1 protein-coding gene and 1 pseudogene are annotated in these 994 nt (G+C 74.5%); both read right to left on the bottom strand.

All coding sequences use genetic code 11. The features are described from left to right. Positions 1 to 617 (bottom strand): PTS system mannose/fructose/sorbose family transporter subunit IID (locus D7X12_RS41530; protein WP_120630582.1); only part of this gene is annotated, 617 nt, incomplete at its 3' end. Next, positions 614 to 994, bottom strand: a pseudogene (locus D7X12_RS41525) (PTS sugar transporter subunit IIC); the annotation flags it as partial. The gene D7X12_RS41530 and the pseudogene D7X12_RS41525, both read right to left, overlap by 4 nt.

The following is a 994-nucleotide window of genomic DNA, read 5'->3' as shown; positions in this document are numbered from 1 at the left end:
CTCGCCGCCGCCACACCCCGCAGGCGCGCCCCCTTGGCGGGAAGGTTCACCCGCGCGACGGCCTCCACCAACCGGTCTCCCAGGCTCAGCCCCAACCAGTACAGCCGGATGCGCAGGAGCAGGTGCACCAGGTTGTAGAGCACGAGGAAGAGCGCCACCGCCCACACGCCCAGCAAGGGCACCATCGCCGCGCACAGGCCGCCCACCGCGGGCTTGAGCGACAGCCAGAAGAAGCCATCCCCCAGCGCCGCCAGCGGCCCCATCAGCGCCGCCTTGAAGCCCACCACCCGGTCCGGCGTCTCCTCCCCCCGGGCAATCTTCTGCTCGTGGTTGACGACGCCGCCCACGATGGCCGCCGCCACGTACGGGTGGGTGTTGAAGAAGACCAGGTGCCGGCGCACCGCCGCTTCCCGCAGGGGGCCCGGCGGGTACAGCCGCTCCAGCGCCGGGTAGACGGCGTACGCCAGCCCCAGGTTCTGCATCCCCTTGGGGTTCCACGACGCCTGGAGGAAGAGCGAGCGCAGGAAGACGCGCAGCACCGTCGTCCGGGGCAGCGGCGCGGGCGGCAGGGTGGCCGGGGCGCCCTGGGGTGGCGTGCTCAGCGGAGGGGCGCTCATGGCCGCTCCTGGAGCCGGGAGAGGAGCACCGCCACCGTCACGCCCGCCGCCGCGAGCCCGGCGAACAGGGGGGCGCGCCTGGCGTGGCTGCTCTGCGCGGCGATGGCCGCCGCCACGCACGCCATGGCCGGGTACGCCCACGCGAGCCCCCGCAGCAGCCCCTGCGGCAGCGCCACCATCACGGGCTCCAGGAAGAAGCCCGCCAGGGCGCACGCGCCGGTGATGACGCCATAGCCCACGAAGTGCGGCCACATGCCCCACAGGTTCTGCCGCATGGCGCGCGTGAGGTTGCCGGCCTCCGCGGACGCCAGGGCCACACGCGCGAGCCGGGCCGAGTAGCCCTCCAGCAGCCGGTCCAGCTTGCGCCCCACCCGCCC

Origin of the sequence: Corallococcus sicarius (assembly GCF_003611735.1) — a bacterium.
Taxonomy (GTDB): Bacteria; Myxococcota; Myxococcia; order Myxococcales; family Myxococcaceae; genus Corallococcus; species Corallococcus sicarius.
This window is presented reverse-complemented; position numbering and strand designations above follow the sequence as displayed.